The 1,275-nt window shown below is 39.4% G+C and carries 1 protein-coding gene; it reads right to left on the bottom strand.

The window, feature by feature from the left end; genetic code table 11:
- Positions 1-6: 6 nt before the first annotated feature.
- A complete protein-coding gene (locus VB714_RS27220; protein WP_416309815.1) occupies positions 7-1,260 on the bottom strand; it encodes an RNA-guided endonuclease InsQ/TnpB family protein in 1,254 nt (417 codons plus the stop codon).
- Between the last annotated feature and the right edge of the window lie 15 nt (positions 1,261-1,275).

The following is a 1,275-nucleotide window of genomic DNA, read 5'->3' as shown; positions in this document are numbered from 1 at the left end:
AGCGTTCTAGCGGGAGATTCTTGAACTCGCATTCAAGATTTCCTGCTTCACAGATTTTTGACTAGGCAAAGCCCCCGTCAGATCATCTCCACAAGCATTTTCCGATACGCTATGCCCTAGCGCATTTTCGATTCCTCTATCTCTGATAACTTCTGCGGCTGCTATATCTCTATGGGTTTTGTATCCACACTCCGGGCAATTATGTTCTCGTTCGGAAAGCAATTTTTTTCCGGTGTGAAAATCACATTTTGGACAGATTTGCGAGGTGTAATTCTTGTCAACTTCCGCGACAAAAACATCTCGTTTCCATGCTACCCATTTGAGAATGGTAATAAATTGACCAAACGCAGCATCTAGGCAATGTTTAGATAACATTCCTTTTGCCCAAGATTTAAAGTTAATATCTTCAAAAAATATTGACTGTGCTTGGTCGCAGAGAGAATGTGCAAGTTTAAATTGCCAATCTTTACGAGTATCAGAAATCTTTTGGTGTAATCTCGCTATTTTCTGGTTTAATTTGTGTCGATTATTAGACCCTTTCTTTTTATTCCTTAACCTACGTTGCAGCGATTTCAGCTTGCTATGTAGTTGGCTCAAAAAATGGGGTCTTTCGACCAGTTCTCCATCAGAAGTTGCCAGAAATTTGTCCAGTCCCAAGTCTATCCCAATGGCATGACCGTGAAATGGGACATCTGGAATATTAACATCTAACTGCAAAGACAGTAGAATAAAATATCCTGATGCTTTTTTGATAATTCTCGCTTGTTTAATCGCGAAACCATTGGGAATATCTCTCGATTTCCTAAATTTAATCCATCCCAATTGAGGCAGTTTAATCTGGTTTTCTTGGAGACAATTTTTGAGCATTTGAGGATACACAAAAGAACGCATCCTATACTGATTCTTAAAGCGAGGGAAACCGAGTTTTTTTGATTGCCTATCTGTAAATGCCCGCTCTAATCTTTTTAATACCTGTTGCAAGACTTGAGCATTCACAGATTTTAACCACGGGTTGGTTTTCTTGGCTTCTGTTAATTGTTTGGCTTGGATGTTGTAATTTGGGAATGGTTGATCCGCCGGAATAATATATTCTTTGTCCAGAGAACAAGCATTAACAGAACACTTCCGAGCGTTAATCCAATCTTTTCGCTCTCTTAGGGCGTAATTCCAGACAGCACGACACACTCTCAAGGTGTTCTCAATTACCTCGATTTGCTTTTCGTTCGGGATTAATTTATACTCGTAAGTTAGTGTTAACATTTTGACCTCCTGAAT

The sequence above is a fragment of the Spirulina sp. 06S082 genome (genome assembly GCF_034932145.1).
Lineage (GTDB): Bacteria > Cyanobacteriota > Cyanobacteriia > Cyanobacteriales > Spirulinaceae > CCY15215.
The sequence above is the reverse complement of the archived record's forward strand: the minus strand, read 5'-3'. Positions and strand labels throughout refer to the sequence as shown.